The sequence below is a fragment of the Trichocoleus sp. DQ-A3 genome (assembly GCF_039961975.1).
In the GTDB taxonomy this organism is placed as follows: domain Bacteria; phylum Cyanobacteriota; class Cyanobacteriia; order Cyanobacteriales; family FACHB-T130; genus FACHB-T130.
The window spans coordinates 454312-480877 of record NZ_JAMPKC010000004.1; the positions used below are offsets into that span (position 1 = coordinate 454312).

The following is a 26566-nucleotide window of genomic DNA, read 5'->3' on the forward strand; positions in this document are numbered from 1 at the left end:
ATGTACCCTCTCCAATCAGAAATATACACTTTGCTCAGTTTATTTTGGCGCGGAAGCGGACAAAACCATAGTTGCTACCTGTTGCATTAGAAATATTACCCAAATTCACAGTTACCGCTCCATCAGCATTATTTTGATTCGGACAACCATTCCCCGCAGGTAAAGGAGCAAGTGGCGAGAGAAATGTCCCTTCGTCTGCATCTAAAACATTAGTCCGGGGGGCAATTGTTCCAGCACGATTCACCGAAATTCCCGCACCCGAACCAAAACTATCGGCGATAAAGCTTGTCCCTGTTGGAATCGGATCGCAGAATCTGACATTGTTAGCTGGAGCCGTTCCATCAGAGAGAAAATAAATGGTGTATTCGACTTCGTCGCCGCTTCTCAAAGCTGTTTCAGCCGCTATGGTAGAAACTCCTACTGGCGACAATTGCGACCAGCCAGATGCATTGTCATTGTCGCTGTTTAGGTCATCTACAAAACTATTAAAGTTAATCCCACTCAGCGGCGCACCGTTTCTAGTCACAGATGTGATTCGTTTCACCAAACGCAGATTCGCGTTCCCAAATGAAGCGACCGTCAGCACAGTCGGGTCATCATCCCCAGTATTTGGAAGGTTTCCTTGATTAATTCCATCATCTACAATTTGAGGCAAGTCACCATTTCCTTGAATGGCATCTGTAACCGATGAGTTAACCGTGCCACCTGTTGATGTAGCAACAGCTTGGTTGCTAATCTGCACGCCAGCAGCCGCTGTAATAATTGCCTGAAACTTGATGACTACCCGACCACCATTTCCACTTAATGTGCCCAAAGCTGTCGGATTGGTAAGGTTCGGGTCAGTTGTACCGTTGTAGTTGGGATTTTGTGTCACTGTTGTCCCCGTACCGGAGGCTGTAAAGCTATAACTGCCAGCAACAAAACTCAACTTAGTGGCATCAAGGCTGTCGGTCGCTAGGAAGTTAGTGACAGGGGTCGCGGAGTTATTAACATAGGTAATCGTGAATTCAACCGTATCTCCAGTGGTGACCGAAGCGCTAGCATCTGCGTCTGTGACCAGACGAACTGATTTGATGCCAGTGGGCGTAACGGGGTTAGGTTGAATGGTAGTTGTAGAGCTTGATGTGTTGTTGTTGGGATTGGGGTCGGTCACATCTTTCGGTCGCGTGACCGTTGCCGTATTGCTCAATTGCTCAGATGGGGCGATCGGAGAGATGGCACCTGTGACGGTATAGGTAGCAACAGCTGCACTGTTGAGATTGACCGTGGTGTTGATAGCATTTCCCGTACCGCTAGCTTGTCCGCAACTACCAGTCCCAGTTGTAATGGCGCAAGTCCAAGTGACTCCAGTAATTTGAGCTGGGACGTTGTCTGTCACCGTTGCTCCAGTTACGTTAGAGGGGCCGTTGTTGGTAACGGTGAGGGTGTAGGTGACAGGGCTACCTGCAACCACTGGGTTGGTCACCAAGGTTTTTTGAATCTGCAAATCGGCTTGTGATATAGTGATGCCTTGCTTAAGATCGGTGATAGTAGACGGGTAGTATGTCCAGGTATCAATGCCTCTGTCATTACCAAAGAGGTTAGTAAACTCATGAGCGCCATTAATACTGGAAACCCCTCCCAGAGCGTTCACAGGAGTGGGCGCTCCTGCAACCTGTTGATTATTGGTTAAAGGAGCGTCGTTATAGTAGACCTCATAAGGATCGGGAGCCGGTAGTGTTGCCACCTTTGGCTCATTGAGCCGCTGGATAATCAGACCTTCTGGGTTGTTTTCTGGGTCTAGAAACGGAAAATGAATTTCACCTGCACTGAGTACGATTTGCGCTCCGTAAGGGATAGCGCTAGCAGAAACATTCACTCCATTGGCATCTAATCCATCCCAAGGTACTGTGTTGAACCCAGACTCTGCTATACCAACCAGTACGCGATCGTTAGCGTTGCCGAATTCCTTGTCTCCATTGAGATCGAGAACAATTCTGTAACTGCCCTGTGCGGGGGTGTCAAAGCTGAAAGTACCTCCTAAGGGGTCAGTAGTACCAGCTTGATTGTTAGTCCCCTCTGTGCCTGTAAATGTAAAATTCTCGGGCTGAGGGGGCTTAACGGCTTCTGTCAGTAGCCATGTCTTACCACCACTGGCTGGACTTATGGGTGCTTCCAGTGGCAGCTTAGAAAGGGGATTATCAGGTCGATTAAAGAAGATTTTATAGGTGACATCCGTCCCGACATCTGGCTGATCCGGGTTATATACGTTACTTCCTGCAAGTGGAACGGATTGGTAAATCGGACCGCCGTTTGGATTTGCTGTGAAACCTTTGTTATTCGCAAAAAAGATAAATCCAAAGGGGTCGATACCATTCAGGTCGATTCGGTACAGATAGCCTTCATCGGTGAGAATAATGGCTTCGGAACGCAACTCTGCTGGCTGATTGGCTCCCAAATTGAGAGACAAATAATTTGCATAAGCTCGACCGGTGATAGCGGTATTTCCATTGACGACGGTGACATCCCAAGCTGTCACCACACCCAGATTGGGCTGAGTCCAGTTAGCTTGGGCAAGAACCGGGGGCGGGTTGGTATTGATAGCAGCATTAGTAGGATTTGGGCTGACAAAATCAATTTCCCAAATTCCTGCTCCTGTTGCGGCAGTCTGAGCCGCTGTAATTGTACAGGGAGTGTAGCCTGCGGGATTGAGCGGCGCTGGACCTGCAACCTCTTGCGCTCGGTTGACGATCTTTCCGATACCTGCACCACAAGAAGTAAAAGTAGTGCTATTAGGCGGTCTATATCTGATCTCGCCAACTCCAACACCAACGGCACTGGAACCAAGATAGATCGTTTCCCCTGGATTAGCGAAAACTCTAATTCTGCTTCGACGCGGTATTGGAGTATCTAGAAATGTAGCCGTTTCATAATATTCCAAGTAAGGGCGATAGCCTGAGTTCTCGGTCAGTTCCCGACTGCCTTCAGCAAATGCCGCTTGAGTCCAGCCGCTAATCGCGCAAATGGATAAGGCAAGGCTGCCGAAGCGACAACTCCAGCGGCTAACGGAGGCGCTAATTTTTTGCAAGTGTTGGGATTTTAACGGCGAACTCACTCTGCTTTCTCTCGCTAGGGGTGAAGACATCAAGATGGGAGGGAACAGATAACGGGTTAATGGCGGTTAGAAATCGATGGGTAACGATTCTTACTCCAACTGCAAATCTTCTTCTTGGACAAATAACTCGATGCCTCTGGCATCTTGGAAGATAAATTCGACCCGGCGATTCCGGGCATAATCTAGACGGTTTCTTCCGGTTACTCGTGGTTGAGATTCACCCAAGGCGCGAATTGTCATGCGTTCTGGGGCAATGCCTTGACGCAGTAAATAATTTCTCACTGCGATCGCTCGCCGATTTGACAAGTCAAGATTATAAGCATCGCTAGCACGAGGGTCGGTGTGACCTCGAAGCTCAATCACAATCGGGGGATTTGCTTGTAAAACTTCGGCAATTCGATCCAGAACTCTGGCACTTTCTGGACTAATCGTGGCTTTGTCGAGGGCAAAGTGGACGTTGGTTGGCACCTGGATGCGGATGGGTTCTGGCGGCGGTTCTTCCGGCGGCACTTGTACTACTGGCGGAGCGGGTGCGGTGGTACATTGAGGAATTGTCCGCAGTCTGCTTCGCAATATATTCGTGCTGGTAAAGTTGGTGGTAGAAGAGACGTTTACCCGGTCGCCGACGGGTGACACAATTTCAGCATTGGCAGCCGGTTCAGAGGTGCCGTATTTTGGGATGGTAGCGATCGCGCTGACTCGATCTCCGGGTTGTAAATTATCGAGCGTGAGGCTAAATTTTCCCTCGTCATCTGCTTCACCCGTTGTCAGCGGTTCTCTTAAAGGGGCATAGGGCGTCTCGCTATTCTCCTCCACTCGATAAATTGTCACTTGAGAACCCGGATCGGCAGTTCCAGACAGATTGGTTTTATTGCCTAGTACAAAAAATTCGCGGCTAATGAATTGGGGGGCATTAATCGCTGAGTTAGCCGTATCCAAACGACGATTGGGCGAATTCCGGGGTGGATTGGGGCCATCTCCCCGTTGATACTCTTGGACACCCGTGTTTTGTTGAGCAATTAAGTCGATGCTCAAACCGTCTAAATCGAAGTAACGATTGGATTGAATGAGATTGCGATCGCTCTTGGGATACGATGCAACCACGACACCCGGTCCGGTTTGATGACCGATTTGGTTCTCGATCACCTGATGATCGTTCCCCATTAAGTAAACGGCTGCCCGACGCAAGCGACGACCATTATAAATAATTTGGTTATTATTAATCTGCGCCGCGCCTTGGGGTTTAAATAAAAAGACACCACTACCATCGTTGCCGCAAATCAAATTAGCGCTAACCTGCGTGTTATCAATCCTTCCTTCTAAGCGAATCGCATCGGGCATTCCCTCAATCCCGTTGCCAACAATAATGTTTTCTGTCACCTGCAAATTCTCAGCTTGGACAGAGGTAATAATCCCGCTACCATCGTGGTTGGCAATTCGGTTGCGTTGAATCGTTGTTCCTAAGCTGTTAAAGACAAATACCCCAAATGCCGAAGTTTGCTGCGGCACACTTTGATCGGGCAAAATCCCTAACCAGTTGTTTTCAATTACTACATTTTTGGGGGAATTGGAAATTGGTGATGGTTCGCCTTCCCGATTCTCCATTAACTTTTGACCGTTCGCAGCTCCTTTAATCGCAGCAGACTGAGGATTATCGATAAAAATATCTGCGGGTGGCAAGGTAGCCGTGGCGCGATGGCGAGAGGTGAAACCATAGAGGCTTAATCCTCGAATCGTCACCCCATCCGCAACAACTGTTAAGCCACGGAAGACTTCTCGATTGGCAGCGGGAGCGATCGCGACTACCGGAATCGGAATTGCAATCTCGGCAGTTGCAGATCCTTCGGGGTCATACTCTGGTTGAGTTGTACCATCAACAATTAATCCCGGACGAGCTAATGGTGGCAACACCTCAACGAGGCGGATGGTGGTATCTGCTGACGGCAAATTAAAAGCAATCAGCGTCGTCCCAACATTACTTGAAACCAGACTTTGTTCGGCACTACTAAGACGATCTAAAGGTAATGTCCCATTAACAATCTCAATCGCTTCCCTCAGCGTTAAGGCATCATCTGGATTAACGGCTCCATCCTGGTTGCTATTAACAACAACTTTTAAATTTTCTGTCTGAGCAGTTGCAGAAACAGGCAACAGTAAAAAAACAAAAGGTAAGAGAAATTTTTTAGCGTTCATTTGTAGTCATTCGTGATTAGCGATCAGCGATCGATAATTGGTTATTCTTTACCGATTACCCATTACCAATTACCCCTTTCTCATTCCCCATTACCTCTCTACCGCGACTGGTTGCACCTGGGACTCTTGCTGCTGTGGCGGTGATACTTTTTGTCGCCCGAAGCCGCCGAGTAATTCATTTACCTTCAGCGTTAAGCCAAAATAAACACCACCCTCCGACCGATAACCGCTAAAATCGCGGTCATCTACACTGCCAAAGCTATATCCCAGAGAAGCTCGCAAGTCTGGCGTCACATAATAACCTGCCTCTAGAGCAAAGCCGGTTTCATTAAAATTTGTGTCGGGTTGTCCAATCCAGCGAGCTTCCCCTGCTACATCCCAGCGATATCCCAGCCGGTACATCGTCCGGAACTGTGCCAGAAACACAGTCGAAGAGTTGCTGAAGTTATTCGCTAAATCGGTAGTGCTGTTTCGCATGGCATATTTGCCATAAAATTCCCACCGCCAGGAAGGAGCATAAATCGCCTCCGCAGCGATGATGTGATCTCTGTAACCCGTACCACTCCCTAGTAGCAACGTCTCTGGGATTGTGGAGGGGTTGCGGCGATATTCATAACTCAACAAACCATTCCACTTGTCAGAGTTGGGATTGCGGTAAGCCATGCCCAGCTTGACATTCATCGTGTCTCCCAAGGCGTATAACAACTGGTTAGAAGCACTTGCCTGTTGATAGCGCACCAAAGCAGTCAAGGAGGGAGAGAGTTTACCGGCAGCAGCGCCAGAAATCACGGTGTTACTGCCGCCGGAGCCGGTACGATGCTCGAATCGGGCGGATGCTTGGAAATTGGGATTGTCGGTATATTCCGCCCCAACACTGTAAGCGTCGCCGCCGCTGAGTCCTAAGGCGGAGGCACCTTGCCCAGTCGCGTAGGGCTGTTCAAATCGAGGTCCGGCGGCGGTGCGGCTAAACAGGTCGCTGAAGATATGCTCGTAACCCAGATGTACTCGCAATCCGGGGGCAACAACCCAACGGTGGTTTAACCCGACCGCCCCTTGTCCGGTGATGGTGTTGAAGCCGCTGATAATCGAGTAGCGACCTGTAATCGAGGTGTTTTCGCCGAGTTTTTGTTCTACCAGTGTGTCCAGACTGGTGATGGAATTGCGACCAAAGACTCTAGTGTCTACAAATTGGTGGGCGAGTCGCAAAGCTACTCCTTCCATCACTGCCCAATCCAGCCCAAAGGTAGTACGGTCGGGATAAAGGGCATCGCTACCGTTTCCCAAGTTCAGTTCATTTTGTGCCCGAAAGGTGAGGGCATCATTTAAAGCAACGTTGAGGCGAGAGACAATTTGGCTGGCGTTGCTGTCGAAGGTGTCGCCGATACGGTCGTCGCGGGAGCGATTGACGTATTCTAGGCTGAGGTCTGAAGCCCCAAACTTTTGTAGAATTCCGGCGCGAATCGTGGTCAGAGAATTATCAACTTTTTCTCCGGGTGTGGGTTGGGGTTGAGGGTTAAAAATATCAAAAAATTCCACCCGTTCTAAGGGCGCAGTGCCGAAATTTACCTCGTGGTCGTAGCCAGCAGTTAGCGAAGTGGTTTGGCTAAGTTGGGCGGCAATATTTGCGCCGTATCTCGTTTGACCGGGGGTAAAACTGGTTGTCGCATTATTGGAGAAATTTTCCTCGACAGAACGGTAATAAGCGCGGGCGAGGATGCTTTTAGCGATCGCACCATACGCTTCTAGTCGATAAGCATTGCCGTTCACATCTCCGTTAAAGGGAGAATTATGAGCTGAGCGGGCATATTCCCCAACAATTTGACCGCTATTCCCTAAAGGGAACAGGAAATCCGCACCCAATAGCTCAAAATCCTGCAATCCCTCATCTTGCCGAAAATAGCTACCTCCCACCCAAGCTTGGCGATTCAAGTCCTGTGAGAAGTTATACTGCGCTCGTCCCGCATAAATATTTGTCTCTTCGCTATCAACCCCTTCATGCTGGTAAGTGACGACAATTCGCTGCACCTGAGTCACGCCAAACGGGTCAAATCGCGTGGCAAAGATGGGACGACGGAATAGCAGCGTCCCCCGGTCGTAGTCAATTTCGTAGTCAGGCCCACGAACCAGGGGTTTGCGCGATGTCACCGTTCCCGGACGATTAATTTCTTCTGTTTCTAGGAAAACACTTTCACTACCAGGGACAAGCAGACGACGAGATAGAAAATAATAGCCGCTGGTGCCATTGGGAGCAACGGTATCTCGCTGGAATCCTTCGACATCCGGGCTATAGAGGGCAGTGATTTGCAGATTGCCCAGGTTATAGTTGCCTTTGAACCCGTGTAGCTGGCGAGACGTAGCGCTAAATAGCTGGGAGGCGCGGGCGAATTCTGTGGTGTTGTAATCTCCCCACATTACATAGTCTGGTTCGGCACCAAAAACTGGGGAAGTGCGTTCCAGACGGAAATACAGGCTATCTTTTGAGGGGGTTAGATAATCAACGGTGGAGCTATCGCCATAGACGGGATATTGTTGCTCGCAGAATTGCGGCCCCCGGAACAGGGTGGTGATGCCATCGCAAGTTTGGTTGAGCGGACGAGCGCTATTATATGCGCCGGTGAGCAGCCATTCCCCCACTTTACCTGTGGCGAAAACAGCAGCACTCAAATCGATATTGGTGCCCTCGTCGATCGTATCCGGATTCAGAAACTCCCGGCGCGGTCCCCAGAAATTTGTTCCTTTAGGACCAATCCGCAGATTCACCACGCCCGAAACCAAGGAAGGGCGGAGATTAGTGATGAATTCTACCTGCGTATAAGTTTCAAGGGTATCAGTGCTTAGTTGGTCTTGGGTATAAGCAACTGGGTGGTCAGTCGGAGGGACTGGCGGGTATTGGGTATTAGAGGGGATTGGATATTGTTGGAGATTGGGAGACAGGGGATTGGCGTTGGGGGATTGATTAATTGGTGTAGGTAAGTTGTCTTTTCCAACCCGAATTCTTTCTGACGTAGTACTCCTAGTCCCCTCTGTAGCAGCTCGAATCCGCACTTTCTGCGCTTCCAAACTCGATTGCAGTTGGGCGGTAAATTGCCCTCCTCTGGCAATTACCTGAAATCCGGCTCGATCCTTGTCCTCGTCAGCACCGACAAACTTACCGGCGCTAGTGGTTAAAGTTACGACGGTGTCTTCGCGAATTAATTCTCCATTGTCATTAGTGATTCTTCCTGCCAGGGGCAGTAGCGATCGCCCATCAGCGGGAATCCGAGCATCGCTCACCGGAGCAATTTCTAAGGTTTGGGCAGTTGTCCTTTTTACAGTTAGCTTGACACTTGCCGAGGTGCCGTTATTCGCTTGCACTGTAATTGTGTTCTCTCCCTTCTCTAGAGGGACGTTGTACCAAACCTGAGTGATGATGTTTTGGGCTTCGTCTTGCTCTATCTGTGTAGGTGTTTTGGCATCCAGTGGTTTTTTGTTGACGCTGACTTTTACCTGAGCTTGGGTGTGGTACTGGACGACGAGGTTTGTAGAAGCCTCCCCCAATACTCCACTTTCAGGAGTCAGAATCCGAACTTCGGTAGGTGCCAGAGTCCCATCGGAAGTTTGCTGAGAGGTTTGCTGGGCATTTGTTTGAGGGATCGACTGTCTCAGCTCGCTGGCGGTTGGTACGGTCGTTGTCGAGTTTTCAGAAGCTGACCCAACCTCTTCTCGAAGTTTGGGAAGAGGTGAAGCTGTCGGTGCGGTATTTTCAGGCGCTACGAGGCTGGGCGCTGCTGTTGCTGGTTTTGCCGATTCCTCTACCGTTACCGTCTCTACTGAAGGGAGGGGTGAATCCGTCGGTATAGTATTTTGAGCTAAATCTAGAATTTCTGCTGAATCTTGGACGGCGAATTCAGAATTTGTGCCCAAGACTTCTGAATTCTCTGGTGTCCTCTCTAGGGCAGCCGCCTGCTCGATTGCAGGGAGAGTGGTGGAATTTTTAATTGCAAACTCAGAATCTTCTGCGAGTCCACCTTGAGGGGGTGCAGACAGTTCATTTGCCTTCGCGGAGCGAGGAAGTAAGAAATAAAAAGTAAACAGTAAAAAGAACGAGAAATACGTCAAAATCCCATCTTTTGGCGGCTGCTTTTTGCCTTTTGCCTGGTTCATCACTGCTTGCCCTCCCGATAGGTGGGTGTCACCCCGAAATTCATCCGTACTAATCCTCCCGGTTCGAGTTGCACCAGGCGGGACTGACTATTGCGCTCAATAAATTTTTGGTTGGGAGCCAGAGTGTAGCCCGGTAGACTGGTTAAATCCAGCGTTCCGGTGCGGTAGCCAGAGATAACATTGGCAAGTGAGAATAAACCGTTGGCATCGGTCGTGATGCGGTTGCCGTCATCCATAAAAATTACAGCATTGGGCACTCCTGGTTCTCCTGGCTGCTGTTCGCCATCAAAGTTTTTATCGACAAATACTCGCCCAATCAGGGTGCCGCAGTCTGACAAAATGCCCGGTCGAATCCGCAACTGATGGCTGGCAATGTTGCTCCTGGTTTCTTGTGCCTGATTTCTCCCGTTACCGCGAATAGCGTCTGGCGTTACCACGGCGGCATAAACCACGTTCAGGGTTTGGTTCGGCTCAAGTTTAGGAAAATTAAAGGTAACTGTCCGGTTGGACGTAGTAGCGGGTTGTATAGTGGTTTGGGCAGTACTGGAGCCATTGGTCAGCGAGGCTTGCAAGGACTCCGGCACATACCGTAAGCCCACAGGTAGGGTGTCTGTAATGCTGATATTGCTGGCAGTGGCTGTGCCGGTATTTTTTAATGCCAAGCGATAAACAACCGTGTCGCCCGGTTCTGCTGCGGCGCGATCGCCTGTTTTGATCAGTTCTAGAGCCGCTTGACCTGCTGTGACTGAAGTTTCATTGGATTTCACGCCTTCGGGGGGGAGATTGTCACCCGCAGCAGAGGCGGTATTCAAGATGTCTATTGCGCTAACGGGCAACGACTGAAAAGCAAAAGCAAACGAACACGTTAGGATAGCTGTTAGACGCAGGTAGGTACGCCCCAACAGAGGTTGCAGGGATTTCATTCTTCAGAGATTAACTAAACAAAACACCCCATTGCTGGACTGTTAGAGAGATAAAGAAATTGTGGTGGTAGACTCCCTGATGCTCCCTGAGGGGTATAGACCCTGATTAGGTGAAACTTACACTACCAGGTTTCTACGATCTACGACAATACCTGTATCTGAGTCGCTTCCGCAAGAGAATTTTATAAGGAATATTGCTAGAGGAAGAGTTTCCTTTTAAGCTTTAATAATTTTTTTATAACTTTTGGTAGATGAAATTAACTAAAGATTATTAATATTTGTTTTTTACCTTTGCATCAGCCTGTTCTTGAGCGCGAAATTATCAATAAATTGCCAATTTTACTCAAAATCTGAAGTTTCTAAATTTAGGGCAAATTTGAGCGGCGTTGGCTACTTTGACGCCATGTGATGGTGAAGAATCTATACTAATTGCTCATCATAAAAGAACCCCACCCCTAACCCCTCCCCGCAAGCAGGGAGGGGAACTGGAAGCGTAGGGGATGGTAGGGTGGAGAAAAGAACGTAAGGTCTTAGCCGAGGCGAAGCCATCGCTTTTTGCGATCTAAAATTCACCAACCAAAGCAGGAATACAACGTTCGCACAACAGGGGATGCTCAGCAGATTCGCCGACATGAACCGAGTAGTTCCAGCAGCGATCGCATTTTTCCCCGTCTGCTTTCACTACGCCAATCGATAAAGCTTCTGTCTGCGAACTGTATTTTAAGCCTTGCAATGCTTCCGAAGAATCTAGCAGCTCTACTTGGGAGGAGATAAACAAGTATCTCAGCTCATCTACTCGATTACCCAATCCTGAAGACGGAGAATGAGAATGGAAAGCTGAAGTCAAATTCAAGGCTTGCAGTAAAGAGCGGAACTCAGCATTTGGGACATAAAGTAATACCTTGGCTTCCAAAGAAGAGCCAATCATTTTTTCTGCCCTTGCTTGCTCCATCACCTTATTCACCTCAGTGCGGATTTGTCGCAATTGTTGCCAAAATCCTGCCAATTTTGGAGCTTTCCAATGCTCCTCTAACTTCACCCACCCCGATTCAAACACGGATTTGTAGGGTGTGGGATAGGGGAGATATTGCCAAATATCTTCTGCTGTATGAGAGAGAACTGGCGCGATCGCGCGCGCTAAATTTTCCAGAGCGATCGCCAAAACTGTCTGACAACTACGGCGACGGAAGCTATCTGGAGCGCTAATATAAAGCCGATCTTTGGCAATATCTAGATAAAAATTGGACAAGTCAACAACGCAGAAGTTCTGCACTGTTTGAAAAAAGCGGAAGAACTGGAAACTCTCAAATGCTTGCGTGACTTCCCCGAAGACTTCTGTCATCCGGTGCAACATATAGCGGTCGAGTTCCGGCAGTTTATCGTAAGACACCGCATCTTTAGTTGGGTCAAAATCGTGTAGATTTCCTAACAAGAACCGCGCCGTATTGCGAATCTTGTTTCTAACATCTCCCATCTGTTTGAGGATGTTCTTGCTGATGGGGACATCCGAAGAATAATCCACCGAGGAAACCCACAAGCGCAAAACGTCAGCACCGTAGGGTGGCTCTTCTTTTTGATTTTTGCCCCCATTGATGACAATCGAGGGGTCGATGACATTCCCCAGAGATTTACTCATCTTGCGCCCCTGCTCATCCAAGGTAAAGCCGTGGGTCAAGACGGTTTTGTAAGGCGCGATGTCGTTCGTTGCCACACACGTAAGCAAACTGGATTGAAACCAACCCCGGTGCTGATCGGAGCCTTCTAGATAGATATCCGCTGGATATTGCAATTCTGGTCGCTGTTGCGCTACCGCCGCCCAAGAGGAGCCAGAGTCAAACCAGACATCCATCGTATCGGTGCCTTTGCGGTAGGTGCGACCGTTATGGCGATAACTTTCTGGCAAAAGTTCTTCTACCGGCATTTCCCACCAGACATCCGAACCCTTTTCAGCAATGATTGCCTGGACGTGGGCGATGGTTTCCTCGTTCAGTAGCGGTTCGTTGGTTTCTAGGTCGTAGAAAACGGGAATTGGCACGCCCCAGTTGCGTTGACGGGAGATACACCAATCGGAACGATCCGCGACCATTGCCGTGATCCGATTTTCACCTTGAGCGGGAATCCAGGTCACGGAAGCGATCGCTTTTAGCGCCTTTTCTCTAAATCCCTCCACCGATGCGAACCACTGTTCTGTGGCTCGATAAATGGTCGGCTTTTTCGTGCGCCAGTCGTAAGGATATTTGTGAACGTAGGGTTCCTCTTTCAGTAGCGATCGCGCTTGGCTGAGCGCATCAATCACTGCCTGATTTCCATCACCCAGGACGTTCAACCCCGCAAACTGCCCTGCTTCTTGCGTGAAGTTGCCATCGGCATCTACTGGCGACAGCAGCGGCAAACCGTAGCGTTGACCAACCTTGTAATCCTCATCCCCATGACCGGGAGCCGTGTGAACCAATCCGGTACCAGAATCGGTGGTGACATAATCGCCTCCAATCACAATCGGACTCTCGCGGTCGAAGAGTGGGTGCCGGTAAGTGCTGTGTTCTAAATCTTTACCTGCTACTGTCGCTTTTACCGTGAGATTGGTTGAGAGCGTCGTTGACAAGCGTTCCACCAAATCCGCAGCTACTAACAGGTATTTGGTCGAAATTGGTAGAGCATCCGCCTCCACTTCCACCACTGCGTAGGTCAAGTCTGGATTCAGGCTTACCGCTAGGTTTGCGGGAATCGTCCAAGGCGTCGTCGTCCAAATCGCCACCCCCAGATCGGGCAAGAACGGTTGTAATTGCGATCGCACGGCTGGCCCCAGATTCGTCATCTGGAAAGCTGCATAAAGACTGCGCGAGGTGTGAGCTGGGCGACCTTCGGAATCTTCGGGATACTCTAACTCTGCCTCAGCCAGCGCCGTTTTAGAACTTGGACTCCAGTGAACTGGCTTTAAGCCGCGATAAATGTATCCCTTCAACACCATCTGACCGAAGACGCCAATTTGAGCGGCTTCGTACTCTGGTTTTAAAGTCAGATACGGATGCTCCCAGTCGCCCCAGATGCCATAGCGTTTAAAGCTTTGACTCTGCTCGTCTACTGTCTTGAGGGCAAAGTCTCTCGCTTTGTGGCGGAGATCCAGCGGCGTCAGATTTTGGCGCTCGGCTGGCTTCATTTGCTGAAGGACTTTCAACTCAATCGGCAAGCCGTGACAATCCCAACCCGGAACGTAGCGAACTTTGCGCCCTTGCAGGAGCTGGTAGCGGTTGATGATGTCTTTGAGGATTTTATTTAAAGCATGACCAATGTGGAGTGAACCATTGGCATAGGGCGGCCCATCATGCAAAACAAAAATTTCGCCGGGATTGTTCTGCGACAGTCGCTCGTAAATTTGCTGGTCTGCCCAAAATTTTTGCAGTTCCGGTTCCCGCTTAATAGCGTTCGCCCGCATATCAAATTGGGTTTTGGGCAGATTAACGGTGTCTTTGTAGTTCCCTGTTTCTGTCACAGTTTAATGCCGAGAAATGATTGAGTTGCTTTCAATTATTATCGGTTACAAATCGCAATCTCTTCAAGTTGCAGCGGAAAAATGAACCGCAAAGATGCACAGAACACAAAGCAAGAAAATGGAATAAGCAGCGATCGCAATCCGATTTTAGCTGTAAGATGCCCGTCCTTCAGATCCCAAACTTCAAGAGAGAAGTCTGGGATCTCGCTTTAGAAAGCATTCAAGACTGCTATATCTTCCGCTGCTTTTTTGGCGCTATGCAACATCTTCGGGATTCATTTTCCTCCTAACCTTTATTTTTAAGTTGGGTTGGGTGGATTTTCTAACGGCTGATTTACCTGCTCTGTTCCACTCACCGAGTCACTTGTTTCTTCATGGGCTGGTTCTGGAGGTGAAGCTGGAATATGCTTTTCTTCAGCATCTTCTAGAGCAGCTTCCACCAGTTCGGGGTCGGGTGGGTTCGGACGAACGGGTTCGGGCACATTTTCTGGGTTAGCTTCTGGGTTAGCCTCCACCTCTGAAGGTGAGGATGGGGCAGTCTCTGGTGTTATGACTGTTTCTCCTGTAGTTGCTTCTACAGATGCTGGGGGTTCCAAGTCATCCAAGTCTGTGTCTTGGACACTTTCTTCAGATGGGACGGATATTACTTCCATCTGAGATTCCGGCTGGGATTCCGGCTTTGAGGGTGCGGGTGAAACGGGTGGTTGATTGAGTAACACCGTTTCATCCTCATCTTCATCCGTCCGGTTATCCAGCACGGTAACACGGGGTTTTCCGGCGTCGGTGGAGGTTGGCGCAGGTGTCGTCTTGGATGCCCCTGATTGGGGGGTTCCAGTGCCCGATTTGCCCTGAGTCACTTTACTTGCCGTCTGCTGAGCTTTGTCCTTAAAAGTTGCAAATAGACTGGTTATCCGCTGCGGTATGGATAAACTGGTCAGTTTTTCCTGCAATGCTTCGGGACTCGGAATCTCAGTTTGCTGCGCTGCGGGGGTGAGACTGCGTCGTAATGTCAGGGTTTCCCAACCTAACCAACCGACTAGCGCTACGCTAGCGATTTGACCTAGCAGCACACCGCCGGTGATGCGTCCAGCACACACCCATAAAACCAGGGCATAGAACAATCCCACCGCACTCCAGATAAAATCACTCTTTCGGTGTACTTCGGGGAAAAAGAAAGCCGCCATGTAAAGGGCGAAGCTACCGACTGCAACAGCGATCGCTAGGATATATGCCAGCATTTCGTGGATGCTCCAAAACTTGTGTCTATGTTTCAATTCTGCTAGAGATTGTTGACTTAGATACAAATAAAAACTAAATCTGCTGTTTCAATTGTTGATTCTTCGCCGAAGGAGGCTGTACTACTTTTGCGACTCTTAATATCTTCTTTAGGGAAAACTCTCAGGATATCGGGCTACTCTGAAGGAAAAGCAACTGTTCAAAAGCATTGCAGAGTTGAACATTGAATCTTATGACACAGCAGAGCTTTGGTGTGATTGGTTTGGCGGTCATGGGCGAGAACTTGGCGCTGAATGTGGAGCGTAATGGGTTCCCCATTTCCGTCTATAATCGCACTCCAGAAAAAACGGATGCCTTTATGGCTGAGCGAGCGCAGGGCAAAAATGTCTATGCTGCTTATTCCATTGAAGATTTTGTCCAATCCTTAGAACGCCCTCGCAAAATCCTGATTATGGTGAAAGCGGGTGCGCCGGTAGATGCGGTGATTAACCAGCTCAAACCGTTACTGGATGAGGGTGACATCATTATTGATGGTGGCAACTCCTTATTTGACGATACCGCTCGTCGCACCCGCGAATTAGAGCCATCTGGGTTCAGATTTATCGGGATGGGCGTTAGTGGAGGTGAAGAAGGAGCGCTAAATGGCCCTAGTCTGATGCCGGGAGGTACGAAAAGCTCCTATGAGTATCTGGAACCAATTTTGACGAAAATTGCGGCTCAGGTGGATGATGGCCCCTGTGTCACCTACATCGGCCCTGCGGGTGCCGGTCACTACGTCAAGATGGTACACAATGGCATTGAGTACGGCGATATGCAGCTGATTGCAGAGGCATACGACTTGCTCAAGAATGCGTTGGGGCTAGACGCGAACCAACTACACCAAGTATTCGCCGAATGGAATACGACTGATGAACTCAATTCTTATTTGATTGAGATTACAGCTGATATTTTCAATTACCGAGACCCCGACACTCGTCAGCCTCTGGTCGATGTGATTCTCGATGCGGCTGGCCAGAAAGGGACGGGTCGCTGGACGGTGCAGAGTGCGCTGGAGCTGGGGATCGCTATTCCAACGATGACGGCGGCGGTGAATGCCCGGATCATGTCTGCCTTTAAGAAGGAACGGGTGGCTGCTTCGGAGATATTAACGGGTCCTAGTGGCAAGTATGAGGGAGACGCCAAAACCTTCATTAACCAAATCCGTGATGCTCTGTATTGCTCGAAGATTTGCTCTTACGCTCAAGGGATGGCGCTATTGAGTTCGGCGTCGAAGGCTTATTCCTATGACCTGAATTTGAGCGAAACTGCCCGGATTTGGAAGGGTGGTTGCATTATTCGAGCCGGATTCTTGAATAAGATTAAATCTGCTTTCAAGGACAATCCAGAGTTGCCGAATTTGCTCTTGGCTCCTGAGTTTAAGCAGACCATTTTGGATCGCCAGGATGCTTGGCGGGAAGTATTAGCGCAGTCGGCGAAGCTGGGGATTCCAGTTCCGGCATTCAGCGCGTCGCTAGATTACTTCGATAGTTACCGACGCGATCGCTTGCCGCAAAATCTTACCCAAGCTCAGCGCGACTACTTTGGTGCTCATACCTACGAGCGCATTGACAAAGCAGGCTTCTTCCATACCGAGTGGACTCAAGTCGATGAGGAAAGCGTTCAAACCTCTACGCCTGAGCCACTGCAAGCCCAAGACCCTGTGGAAGCTGTACGCACAACGATTACATAAATAGGAGTAGTCGGGCGGGCAATGCCCGCCCGACCGTCGTTGTCGCGATTTCAACAGCTTTTGGCTCCGGACGCCAAAAATTTAGGAAATTTCCAGATGGAGGGTCGTTATTCTTCTGGGTAGACGCTGCGCGATCGCGTCTTTCTCCAGCGTTTTCAGGTGAAAATTGAAGGCAACTCCTCAGATCCTTTTTCTTTGCGATTCATGAGCCAGATTTTTCTAATAAAGAACTCTGCCTACACGAATTCATGCACAAACTGGATCTGGGGTATTTGAATCCAGCATCCAGGGGGCAGAGAATGGGCGATCGCTATTCTGAGAAACAGTTAGGAATTTGAATTGATGCAAAATCCTTTACAAACGCCTCACAGTGGCTACCACTGGGACGGCACCAGTCAGCGTTTCTTTGAAGGTTGGTACTACCGCGTCACCTTACCAGATTGCGGACATACCTTTGCTTTCATGTACTCCCTCGAAGATCCCCTAGGCAATCAACCCCACAGCGGCGGTGCTGCCCAAATTCTGGGTCCAAAAGATAGTTACCTTTGCCGGACTTTCCCAGATGTCAACAAATTCTGGGCATCGCGGGACGTTTTAGCCTTGGGACACTGGGGCAAAACCGATTTATCCACCAAACCCGCCTACCTCCCTCCAGAGGCTTTTGAGCGTCACGTTCAAGATGGCTATCAAGCCACCGCTACTTGGCATCAGGGAGCTTTACACGATCCCGGCACAGGTTCCCAAGCGCGTTGGCAGTATGAAATTAAACCTGTATATGGATGGGGGAATCCAAATCAGCCACAACAATCAACAGCCGGATGGTTATCTTCTTTCCCGATTTTTGAACCGGGATGGCAAATTTTGATGGCTCACGGGCTAGCAACTGGCTGGATTGAGTGGAATGGAAAACGCTACGACTTCACCAACGCCCCTGCCTACGGTGAAAAAAACTGGGGGCGCTCTTTTCCTCAAAAATGGTTCTGGCTGAATTGCAATGGTTTTGATGAGTCTCCAGATATCGCCTTAACGGCTGGTGGAGGCAGACGCAGGGTGCTGTGGTGGATGGAATCGGTAGCGATGATTGGCTTGCACTATCAAGGAAAATTTTATGAATTTGTACCCTGGAACTCGAAAGTAAGTTGGAATATCGAGCCTTGGGGCAGCTGGCAAATGCAAGCTCATAACTCCGAGTTTGAAGTTGAGTTAACCGCTATTACAAATCTACCGGGGACTCTCCTGCGTGCCCCCACGCAAAAGGGTTTAATCTTTTGTTGTCGCGACACGATGAACGGTCAAATTGACCTGGAACTGCGCCAACGGGGTGACAAATCTAAAATCATCCTGAAAGCTGGCAGTTCTCTATGTGGATTGGAAACAGGCGGTGGCCCTTGGGAAGAAACCTGGCGGTCTACTTAAATTCAACTGGGTAATGCTGCCCTTGGGCTGCTATGATCGCCTTAGAATTGGGGCTGTAGCTCAGTTGGATAGAGCGAGCGCCTCCTAAGCGCTAGGTCGCCGGTTCGAGCCTGGCCAGTCCCGTTGTCTGCTACTCTCTAAAACAGTTAGTCGCCCCGTGGAGTGTATCTATGTGGACGCTAGCTAGGATAGGGAATTTTAACCAGTTAGCGATCGCGCTTCGTGCGTATCGTTTCCCATGTAAACACGGCTTTTTCAATTGATTGATGATCCTGAAAATTGGTGCTAGCCGACAAAAACACTTGTCTTCCAAGCCTTCGCGCTCTAAAAGTAGATATTCTCGGCTGCTAATGCTCGCTCTACCCGTGGCGCTGTGGTTTGGTTACAAGGAAGTTAAAAAAAGCCTGGTCAAACCCCAGGCAATGTTAGTTTTGGGTGGCTCTACCTCAGCCTTGGAGCGGGAGAAGTTGGCAGCAAGAATGGCTCGTCAGCATTCAGATTTGCCCATCTGGGTTTCTTCAGGTAGCACTAACAAAGCTTACGTTAAACGGGTTTTTGCCAAAGCTGGGGTTGCCCCTAGTCGCCTGCATTTGGACTATCAGGCGGTGGATACGGTTACGAACTTTACGACGCTGGTTGATGAGTTGCAGAGTCTTGGGATCACCAGCATCTATTTAATTACCTCTGACTATCATATGCGCCGCGCCAGAGTCATTGGAGAGATTGTTTTAGGCAGTCGGGGCATTACTCTAAAGCCCGTGGTCGTGCCTTCGGACATACCGCAGGAGCCGATTGAGAAATCAATTCGGGATGGAGCCAGAGCCATTCTTTGGGTGACTACCGGCTATACGGGAGCCACCCTCGGTCAGTCATCAAATCAGATTAAGCAGGAATCGTTGCCGTTTCTTTCACCAAGACATAAGGCGACACAATCAGAGCACTGAATCGCTTGTTTTTGTTGTCGTTCCAATCTTGTTTCTGAGCTTCGGAGGGCTTGTAAATCAATTGTTCGCTAATCCAGTGCTGCACAGAGGAAACATCATCATTAGCGATCGCTACCCCAACATCTAGCAAGTCCAGCTCTTGAGCTACGATAACCACAGCCTCCCGTTCCGCATGAGGCATCAGCCAGTTCCACTCAGCCTCATCTAGCAATTCTGCTAATTCTTCTCTTAAACCCTGCATTTTTACTTGTTTTGATTCCAGTAAATTTTATTTTAATCCATTTTATAGAAGCTGCTACTCTTCATGTCATTCCTCTAAGATTCTGCTTTCATTTCGTCAATTTCAAATAAACTGACAATGACTCCAGTAATCGGAATTGCAATAAAAATTCCGAGTAATCCTGCTACTCTAGCACCTACTAGTAAGGCGAAAAATACGACAACTGGATTAATATTAAGCGAATTTTGCATAATCCGGGGCGTGATGAAATTGTCTTGTACTTGCTGGATTATGATACAAACAACAACTACTTGAACGGCTAACCAAACACTCTGAGACAATAAAATAAGAAAAACAATACCCACCCCTAAAGTAGCTCCAATCCCAGGGATTAAATCGAATAATCCAGCAATAATTGCCAAAAGTAAGGGAAATGGTACATTTAAAATTAAAAAAACCAAAAAAGTAGTCGTAGTCAGAAATAAACATAAAACCATCTGTCCTCGAAAAAATCCGAGAAACTTGCGTTGAATGACAATGGTAAATCTATTTTGTAAATGTGCAGGAACAAGCTTAAGAATAAGCTTCCAAAGCTTTTCTCCATCTAGCAACATAAAAAAAGAAATAACAGAAATTAATATCAAATTAAGAAAATTGGCAAAAAATACTTGTATAGTCGTTAAGCTATAACCGATTCCTAACCCCAGCGATGAGACGATTTGATTCTGAAATTGTTCTTGAATTATGCTCAAATTTACTTGAACATTGAATCTTAAAAGGAATTTTTCTATTTGATAAGCCAAAGGAATTAAAGAATTTAAAAAGGTTGTTAAGCTAGAAATTAATTGTTGCCCTTGCGATACAACTGTTAAACCAACTGTGACAGTAAGACTAGCAATCACGATCATGCCTAGAATAAAGACCACGGTAACAGCAACACCGTGAGGCACAAAACGAGTTAGCGATCGCACGGGATAACTCAGTAGAAAAGCGACAATAGCTGCAAATGTAAAAATGACAATAACTGTTTCAAAGTAAGCTAAAATTTTTACAAACGCCCAGCCAGAAGCAACGAAAAGCAAAAATCTAACCAATGCCAAATTGTTCAGACGCTGCAAAAGATACTTGGCAGAAGGTTCGCTCATTTCTTTTTGGGATGGTGATTTAATCCAGAATCCTGGTGATTGACTCATTTCTTTATTGAATGAAGCAATAGCCGGATATCCAGACAGATTTGGAACAATCTAATCCTACTGAAAGCGCAACTGTCAGGACATCATCCCAACGTTTTAATTTCGCCGAAAAAATCTTGTCTTTTGAAATTCTTTAACGGCCTAAATCGTGTAAAGCATGAATCGCTGTGGCGCATTTTTGCGTTACCGCCTGTAACTCATCCCGGTCTGTTGAATTAGGAGGCTCAATTACCTGACCAATCCGCACCGTTACTGGCACCGGACGCGGAACCAGCGAACCTTTCTTAAAAATCGCTTCCGTACCCCACAAACTAACGGGCAGCAACGGCACCTTCGCCTTAGCGGCAATCAGCGCAGCACCTAGCTTTGGGTCTGAAATTCTGGCGTCTGGCGTCCGCGTTCCTTGTAAAAAGACACCGACTGCCCACCCTTCCTCTAGGAGAGACAGCGCCGAACGAATCGCACTCCGGTCTGCGGAACCCCGCTTGACGGGGTAAGCACCATACAACTTAATTGCCTGCTTCAAAACAGGGACTCGAAACAGTTCTTCTTTTGCCATATACGCTACGGGTCGTCGCACGCAGCAGGACAAAATCGGCGGATCGAAATCACTGGCATGATTGCTAACCACTAGAAGTGGTCCAATCGGAGGAACGTGTTCGCATCCATAAATCCGACCTCGCAGGTAGGCATGAAGCACGGGGCTGACCACCGACCACTTAAACAGGTGGTATAGAACTAAACTCGAAACAGGCTCGCGGCTTCTGCCCAGATTAGATAATTCGCTATCCACCGTACTCTCGCTGTAAACCTTTAACCACCTTGTCTGATTTTTCTCGTTCCCTGGCTGATGAGGGAAAGAGGGAATTTTTCCATTCTCTCACTCGCACGCGCTGTTGCTGTCGCCGGACTTTATTCTGCATTCGGCAACTCTGCAACACTACCCACGTTTTCCAAAGTTAAATCGGGGCAAGTACGTTTAATTAAACCCGTAAGAACTTTCCCTGGACCAATTTCTACAACCTGCGAAATTCCTTGTACAGGCAATTGTAGGGAAATTTCTCGCCACCGCACCGAGCCGGTCATCTGACGGATGAGGCGCTCTTTTAAAATATCAGCGTCCACAGATGGGACGGGTTCCACATTTGACAGCACTGGCACTTGAGCCGAATTAAATGGAACTGACTCCAAAACTACCTGGAACTCAGCGGCAGCTTCCGCCATTAAGGGAGAGTGGAAGGCTCCTGAAACATTCAAGCGGACAACACGCTTAACCTTTACTTGACTTAGCACTGCCTCCACCGCTTCTGGCGTTCCAGAGATGACGACTTGGGCGGAACTGTTGTCGTTGGCTAACACAACGTCGGGGGTCTGCTGAATTTGTTGTTCTAGCTGTTCGCGGTCGAAGCCAATCAGCGCTGCCATCATGCCATCGGACGCACTATCCATAAATTCTGCCCGACGTTTCACTAGGCGCAACCCCGCCTCAAAGTCAAAGACACCGGCGACGTAGAGAGCAACGTATTCTCCCAGACTGTGACCGGCAACGAGGTTAGGTTGATGTCTCCCAGCTTGCATTCGATCCGCTAAAATGCTTTCTACCACATACAGGCTGGGCTGGGTATAAAGAGTGCGGGATAATTTATCTTCCTGACTCTGACAGATTTCTGGTACAGACCAGCCTAAAATTTGCTCGGCTTGCTCAAATTTAGCCTTTGCCTCTGGCAAGTCTAATAAATCCACTCCCATTCCGATTGCCTGAGAACCTTGCCCAGGAAACACCCATGCGGTCTTTGTCATTGGTCATTGGTAATTGGTAATTCGTAATTGGCAATTAGCAATAGGTAATTGGAGAAAAGCTTTCAGTTTTAGAGGCGCAATTGATCGCGTCTGAGTTTTGACTTCAAGAATTTCTTTCTTGCCTTAAAACTCAATCCTTAACACTCCTAACTTTCATTACCCATTACCGATCCACCTATCGAAAATTATTGGAGGCAGAGAATCTCCGACCTCCGCAAAATTAAAAATCTAAAATTGATTTATCTGCCCCATTGGAAAATCGCTGCGCCCCACGTTAGACCCGCGCCAAAGCCGGAAGTTGCAATCATGTCTCCTGGTTTAATTTTGCCTTCTCGCACAGCTTCATCCAGCGCTAAGGGAATGGAAGCAGCAGAAGTATTGCCGTAGTTAGCAAGATTGCTAATGACTTTTTCAGCAGGAATCTTTAAGCGTTGGGCGACGGCATCAAGAATTCGCTGATTGGCTTGATGTAAAAGCAACCAGTCAATTTGTTCAATGCTGATATTTGCGCGAAACATTGCTTTTTCCAGCACTTCCGGCACTTTTTGCACGGCAAAGCGATAAACTTCCTTGCCGTTCATGGTGATGGGGTGGTAAGTGCCAGCTTGGACGTTGATCCCAGGAACCAGTTCTTTAGGCTGTGCCGTGTAGGCTAGGCTGAGGGATTTGTGCTGGGTTCCATCACTGCGGAGTTCAAATCCCAGCAGGCGATCGCGATCGCTCGCCTGCATGACAATGGCACCAGCACCATCCCCAAATAACACGCAGGTTCCCCGATCTGACCAATCTACCCAGCGCGACAGAATATCAGCCCCAATCAGCAAGACATTTTGATAGACGCCGGTGCGGATAAACTGCGATGCCGTAACTAGACCAAAGACAAATCCAGAGCAAGCGGCTGTTAAATCAAAAGCTACCGCCCTAGATGCTCCCAGTTGAAACTGAATTGCTGAGGCACTCCCGAACAAATCATCGGCAGTTGAGGTTGCCAGAATAATTAAATCCAGGTCTTCTGGGGCGATCCCAGCCATTACGATCGCTCTTTGTGCCGCGAGTGTGGCGATCGAACTTAAGGATTCCTCACCCGCTAGCCGTCGCTGACAAATCCCGGTGCGGCTGGCGATCCAATCATCGGAAGTATCTACCAGCTGAGTGAGTCCATGATTATCCAGAGAACCTGAGGGGATCGCAGAGCCGCTTCCGGTAATGGCGACGCCGACGCCTGTTTGTTGCAACATTGCTCTCCATGCTTGCTGGGGTCTTTAGGTATCAGCTATCAGCATTTTAGCTTTTAGCTAAATCGATTAATTCTAAACGATCGACGCTGGAATGTCACATTTTACACTTCATCCTTCCTACTTGTTGCTATTCGCCGATTGCCGATTGTTTAGCACTGATATCTTGAGACTGAATTCGCTCCAGTACCTGGTTATCAACAGCTTCTTTCGCGATGCGAATCGCGTTGAAAATTGACGGAGCCTGGGAGCTACCGTGGCTAATAATGCAAATGCCTCCTACCCCTAACAACAAGCAACCGCCATGTTCTGCGTGGTCTACCCGCTGCTTTATTCGCCGCAAGTTTGGTTTCAACAGAGCCGTGCCGACTTGCCCGCGCAGTCCTTGAGGTAACTCTTCCTGGAGGATTTGCAATACTGCCTCGCCAACGGCTTCAGCAAATTTCAACAGAACATTCCCGGCAAAACCATCGCAAACGACCACATCAAAATTACCCGTCAGGACATCTCGCCCTTCGGCATTGCCAGTAAAGCAAATTTGCGAATTCTCTTGCAGCCTTTGGTAAGTGCGAACCGCTAGATCGTTCCCTTTACATTCTTCTTCACCAATGTTGAGTAAGCCGACTTTAGGAACGTCTACACCCAGCACATACTGGCTGTAAATCGATCCCATCAGTGCGAACTGCTCCAAAAATTTAGGACGACAATCGACATTTGCGCCGACATCGAGAATTAGCACTGATTTACTAGCTACCATCGTTGGCAAAACTGCTCCGATGGCGGGGCGGTCGATCCCCCGAAGGCGTCCCAGTCGCAGCAGAGCAGATGCCATAGCGGCTCCTGAATGACCCGCTGACACTACTGCTTGGGCTTGTTTTTGTTTTACCAAATCCATTGCTACGTTGATCGAAGCCTTGGGCTTGCGTTTTAAACCACTTAGAGGCTCCTCGTGCATTTCAATTGTGCCCTCAGAAGGCACAATTTGAGGAAGATGAGAACTGGTGTGTTGCCCTAGGGAAGCTTCAATCTGATGAGGATCGCCCACCAGCAAAACCTCTACGTCTAATTCTTCCTGTGCCCTAAGCGCTCCAGCAACGATTTCGGCGGGGGCGTGGTCGCCACCCATAGCGTCAATTGCGATCCGTGCGCGAGTCGATCCCATTGATCAAAGTGATATAAACCTTAAAAATTCTACCAGTACCCGATGACTCGTGGAGAAACCGGGGCCAATCCGGGAGGATGAAACAGGACGCAGGAAGGATAAATAAAAGAATGTTGAAAAAAATGGTACTCCTAAATAGGTAAAGATAGAGAACTAGTTGTCCCACGGGAGAGTTTATCCATTTTCGCTTGCTCACCGATTACTCATTCCTTGTCCCTGCTTGTGCTTTACCTATACGCGAACTCCCGAAAAAATATCTTCATTCTGGCGGAAGCAATTTCCGCCTTGGGCTTTTTTTGTAGCTTGCACATCCGGCAGGCTCTTTGTTTAGTGAATAAAGGAAAGTGAGGAATGTTGCAATTATTTGGCTCTGGATTGGTAGCGCTGTGGATGAATATGGCTGGGGTAAAAACAACAGAGATAGATACTACCCAACTGGCTGCGTGGCGGGGAGTTCCTTTGTTTTCCCTCTCGATGGCGACCGATCCGGTAGCTGAAAACACCATGCGGCAATATTTGAAGGGCTGGAGCGCTAAAGGCATGGGGGAGGCGGCCCAAGGGGTGTGGATTCAGTCGGGTTCTATGCCCTTGGCAACTCATCAGGGAAATATTCCCTTACCGGCAGCTTCTTTGACCAAGATTGCGACTTCTGCTGCTGCGTTGGAGACTTGGGGTCCAGGCCATCAGTTTGAAACCTCAATTGGCACAACCGGGCCAGTAAGAAATGGAGTTTTGCAGGGAGATTTGGTGATTAATGGCAGTGGCGATCCCTTTTTTGTGTGGGAAGAAGCGATCGCTCTGGGGAATGCTTTAAATAAACGGGGCATCCGCCGCATCAACGGCAATTTGGTGATTGTGGGCGATTTTTACATGAATTACCAATCTCACCCTTATATGGCGGGTCAGATGCTCAAGCAAGCATTTAATCCCACCTCATGGCCCAGAGATGCCCAATATCTATACAACTTAATGCCGCCAGGAACGCCAAAACCGCAAATTGCGATCGCGGGTTCGGTCAAAGTTTCTTCCATTGCAATTCCTAAGCAAATTTTGTTGTTGCGTCATCGCTCAATGTCCTTGGCACAAATCCTCAAGGAAATGAACATTTACAGCAACAACGACATGGCGGAGATGCTGGCAAAATCTCTTGGGGGGGCACCTGCCGTCGCTCAGTTGGGGGCTACGTCTGCCGGTGTCCCCCAACAGGAAGTTCAGCTGGTAAATGGCTCTGGTTTGGGGGTGGAAAATCGCATCTCGCCCCGCGCTGTTTGCGGAATGCTGACGGCGATCGAAAGTTATTTACAACCCCATCAGCTAACGGTAGCCGACCTCTTCCCGATATCGGGACGCGATCGCCGGGGAACGATGGTATCCCGCCACATCCCTTCAGGCACGATTATCAAAACTGGTACGCTGCGCGATGTCAGTGCCCTGGCTGGGGTAATGCCAACACGCGATCGCGGTCTGGTTTGCTTTGCGATCATCAACCGGGGTGGTGATGTCGATGGTTTTAGAAAACAGCAAGACCAAATACTTCAAAAACTGGTGCAACGATGGGGCGTTCCCCCCACTCTACCAGCAGCGATTCTTCCTAGCACTGGGCGAGCTGATATTGCTGGATTTCTCGGTGACGCCAGTCGCAATGAAATTCTCTCAGATTTTCAAGCGCGACGATAATATCGCACAGCACTCCTAATGATTCGTGAAGGCGAGATCCCCGACTTTCCAAGAAGCCGGGAATCTCAATCACTGGCATTTCACAACTCAAATAGGATTGCTATACCATTT

17 protein-coding genes and 1 tRNA gene are annotated in these 26566 nt (G+C 48.7%); 5 read left to right on the forward strand and 13 right to left on the reverse strand.

Translation table 11 applies throughout. From position 1 onward, the window contains the following. Nucleotides 1–34: 34 nt before the first annotated feature. From NDI44_RS10765 to NDI44_RS10790, 6 genes are all read right to left on the reverse strand, one after another. On the reverse strand, nt 35–3094 hold the full coding sequence (locus NDI44_RS10765; RefSeq protein ID WP_190415619.1) for a DUF11 domain-containing protein: 3060 nt from the start codon (nt 3092–3094) through the stop codon (nt 35–37). A 90-nt stretch (nt 3095–3184) separates the two neighbouring features. Next, entirely contained in the window at nt 3185–5287 is a 2103-nt protein-coding gene (locus tag NDI44_RS10770; RefSeq protein ID WP_190415621.1) for an OmpA family protein, read from the reverse strand. Between the two features lie 90 nt (nt 5288–5377). Further along, the gene (locus NDI44_RS10775) at nt 5378–9430 is read right to left on the reverse strand and encodes a hypothetical protein (protein ID WP_190415623.1); all 4053 of its coding nucleotides are present in this window, start codon (nt 9428–9430) and stop codon (nt 5378–5380) included. Then, entirely contained in the window at nt 9430–10353 is a 924-nt protein-coding gene (locus tag NDI44_RS10780) for an isopeptide-forming domain-containing fimbrial protein (RefSeq protein WP_190415625.1), read from the reverse strand. Before NDI44_RS10780 ends, NDI44_RS10775 begins: the two co-directional genes overlap by 1 nt. A gap of 562 nt (nt 10354–10915) precedes the next feature. Next, entirely contained in the window at nt 10916–13843 is a 2928-nt protein-coding gene (gene ileS, locus NDI44_RS10785; RefSeq protein WP_190415627.1) for an isoleucine--tRNA ligase, read from the reverse strand. 299 nt (nt 13844–14142) lie between these two features. After that, entirely contained in the window at nt 14143–15081 is a 939-nt protein-coding gene (locus NDI44_RS10790) for a Ycf66 family protein (protein WP_190415630.1), read from the reverse strand. Nucleotides 15082–15311: 230 nt separating this feature from the next. Between NDI44_RS10790 and gndA the strand changes: the two genes are divergently transcribed. The 4 genes from gndA to NDI44_RS10810 all read left to right on the forward strand — a co-directional run bounded on the left by gndA (nt 15312) and on the right by NDI44_RS10810 (nt 19168). Beyond that, nucleotides 15312–16808 carry an NADP-dependent phosphogluconate dehydrogenase gene (gene gndA, locus NDI44_RS10795; protein WP_190415632.1) on the forward strand — a complete coding sequence of 499 codons (1497 nt, stop codon included), beginning with the start codon at nt 15312–15314 and terminating at the stop codon, nt 16806–16808. 342 nt (nt 16809–17150) lie between these two features. Then, nucleotides 17151–18224, forward strand: a complete 1074-nt coding sequence (locus NDI44_RS10800; RefSeq protein ID WP_190415634.1) for a tocopherol cyclase family protein — start codon at nt 17151–17153, stop codon at nt 18222–18224. Between the two features lie 49 nt (nt 18225–18273). Further along, nucleotides 18274–18347 (forward strand) — tRNA-Arg (locus NDI44_RS10805). Nucleotides 18348–18490: 143 nt separating this feature from the next. Further along, nucleotides 18491–19168, forward strand: a complete 678-nt coding sequence (locus NDI44_RS10810; RefSeq protein ID WP_190415635.1) for a YdcF family protein — start codon at nt 18491–18493, stop codon at nt 19166–19168. On the opposite strand, the gene NDI44_RS10815 is transcribed toward NDI44_RS10810, so the two are convergent. The 7 genes from NDI44_RS10815 to plsX all read right to left on the reverse strand — a co-directional run bounded on the left by NDI44_RS10815 (nt 19107) and on the right by plsX (nt 24778). Beyond that, nucleotides 19107–19409: a DUF2288 domain-containing protein gene (locus NDI44_RS10815; RefSeq protein WP_190415638.1), complete on the reverse strand. Its 303-nt coding sequence runs from the start codon at nt 19407–19409 to the stop codon at nt 19107–19109. The genes NDI44_RS10810 and NDI44_RS10815 overlap by 62 nt on opposite strands. Nucleotides 19410–19483: 74 nt before the next feature. Next, a complete protein-coding gene (locus tag NDI44_RS10820) occupies nt 19484–20533 on the reverse strand; it encodes an AI-2E family transporter (RefSeq protein ID WP_190415744.1) in 1050 nt (349 codons plus the stop codon). Nucleotides 20534–20714: 181 nt separating this feature from the next. Then, a complete protein-coding gene (locus tag NDI44_RS10825) occupies nt 20715–21353 on the reverse strand; it encodes a lysophospholipid acyltransferase family protein (RefSeq protein WP_190415746.1) in 639 nt (212 codons plus the stop codon). Nucleotides 21354–21366: 13 nt separating this feature from the next. Then, nucleotides 21367–21504, reverse strand: a complete 138-nt coding sequence (locus tag NDI44_RS10830) for a hypothetical protein (protein WP_190415640.1) — start codon at nt 21502–21504, stop codon at nt 21367–21369. Continuing rightward, complete coding sequence (gene fabD, locus NDI44_RS10835) at nt 21494–22381, reverse strand: ACP S-malonyltransferase (protein WP_190415641.1); 888 nt, start codon at nt 22379–22381, stop codon at nt 21494–21496. The genes NDI44_RS10830 and fabD overlap by 11 nt, the downstream gene beginning before the upstream one ends. Before the next feature lie 239 nt (nt 22382–22620). Further along, entirely contained in the window at nt 22621–23619 is a 999-nt protein-coding gene (locus NDI44_RS10840) for a beta-ketoacyl-ACP synthase 3 (protein ID WP_190415643.1), read from the reverse strand. A gap of 127 nt (nt 23620–23746) precedes the next feature. Then, entirely contained in the window at nt 23747–24778 is a 1032-nt protein-coding gene (plsX, locus tag NDI44_RS10845; RefSeq protein ID WP_190415645.1) for a phosphate acyltransferase PlsX, read from the reverse strand. A 351-nt stretch (nt 24779–25129) separates the two neighbouring features. On the opposite strand from plsX, the gene NDI44_RS10850 reads away from it, so the two are divergent. After that, nucleotides 25130–26455, forward strand: coding sequence for a D-alanyl-D-alanine carboxypeptidase (locus NDI44_RS10850; protein WP_190415647.1), 1326 nt, complete (start codon nt 25130–25132; stop codon nt 26453–26455). Nucleotides 26456–26566 lie beyond the last annotated feature (111 nt).

Coding starts and splice junctions, on each gene's coding strand:
- NDI44_RS10770 (WP_190415621.1), bottom strand. CDS start 5,287: ATGAACGCTAAAAAATTTCTCTTACCTTTTGTTTTTTTACTGTTGCCT.
- NDI44_RS10775 (WP_190415623.1), bottom strand. CDS start 9,430: ATGAACCAGGCAAAAGGCAAAAAGCAGCCGCCAAAAGATGGGATTTTG.
- NDI44_RS10780 (WP_190415625.1), bottom strand. CDS start 10,353: ATGAAATCCCTGCAACCTCTGTTGGGGCGTACCTACCTGCGTCTAACA.
- NDI44_RS10790 (WP_190415630.1), bottom strand. CDS start 15,081: ATGCTGGCATATATCCTAGCGATCGCTGTTGCAGTCGGTAGCTTCGCC.
- gndA (WP_190415632.1), top strand. CDS start 15,312: ATGACACAGCAGAGCTTTGGTGTGATTGGTTTGGCGGTCATGGGCGAG.
- NDI44_RS10800 (WP_190415634.1), top strand. CDS start 17,151: ATGCAAAATCCTTTACAAACGCCTCACAGTGGCTACCACTGGGACGGC.
- NDI44_RS10810 (WP_190415635.1), top strand. CDS start 18,491: ATGATCCTGAAAATTGGTGCTAGCCGACAAAAACACTTGTCTTCCAAG.
- NDI44_RS10815 (WP_190415638.1), bottom strand. CDS start 19,409: ATGCAGGGTTTAAGAGAAGAATTAGCAGAATTGCTAGATGAGGCTGAG.
- NDI44_RS10820 (WP_190415744.1), bottom strand. CDS start 20,533: ATGAGCGAACCTTCTGCCAAGTATCTTTTGCAGCGTCTGAACAATTTG.
- NDI44_RS10830 (WP_190415640.1), bottom strand. CDS start 21,504: ATGCAGAATAAAGTCCGGCGACAGCAACAGCGCGTGCGAGTGAGAGAA.
- fabD (WP_190415641.1), bottom strand. CDS start 22,381: ATGACAAAGACCGCATGGGTGTTTCCTGGGCAAGGTTCTCAGGCAATC.
- NDI44_RS10840 (WP_190415643.1), bottom strand. CDS start 23,619: ATGTTGCAACAAACAGGCGTCGGCGTCGCCATTACCGGAAGCGGCTCT.
- plsX (WP_190415645.1), bottom strand. CDS start 24,778: ATGGGATCGACTCGCGCACGGATCGCAATTGACGCTATGGGTGGCGAC.
- NDI44_RS10850 (WP_190415647.1), top strand. CDS start 25,130: ATGTTGCAATTATTTGGCTCTGGATTGGTAGCGCTGTGGATGAATATG.